This window comes from Dorea sp. YH-dor226, assembly GCF_039832105.1.
In the GTDB taxonomy this organism is placed as follows: Bacteria; Bacillota; Clostridia; order Lachnospirales; family Lachnospiraceae; genus Dorea_A.
On record NZ_JBDOHS010000035.1, the window covers coordinates 2,217 to 2,615 of the forward strand.

At 35.8% G+C, this 399-nt stretch carries 2 rRNA genes (1 of these 2 cut by a window edge); both read right to left on the bottom strand.

Annotated elements, in window-relative coordinates:
• A 16S ribosomal RNA gene (locus ABE547_RS14585) occupies window positions 1–53 on the bottom strand (it extends 1,468 nt beyond the left edge of the window).
• A 240-nt stretch (window positions 54–293) separates the two neighbouring features.
• A 23S ribosomal RNA gene (locus tag ABE547_RS14590) occupies window positions 294–399 on the bottom strand; the annotation flags it as partial.

Here is a 399-nt window from a genome sequence, read left to right on the forward strand (position 1 = left end):
TAAGTCTTGCTTCTGTACTTTTAGTTCGCTCCAGTTCAAGAAAACTACTAGCTTTCTTATCCCTTTTACTGTTATTAGGTTGACATTTTCATGTCTTCGTTCTGAATTTTTCTCTTAAAGAAATCTTCAGGGTTGTTGTCTATTGTTTAATTATCAAGGTTCTTTGTTTTCATTTGCGACAGCCATATTAGAATATCATGTTTGTCGTTTTTTGTCAACAAGTTTTTTGAAAATATATTTTATATACCTTCAAAACTGCATACAAGAAATCATCCATTTACCTATCACCTTGCTTGGTCATGCCCTCGACCGATTAGTATCAGTCAGCTCCATGTGTTACCACACTTCCACCTCTGACCTATCTACCTCGTCGTCTTCAAGGGGTCTTACTACTTACGT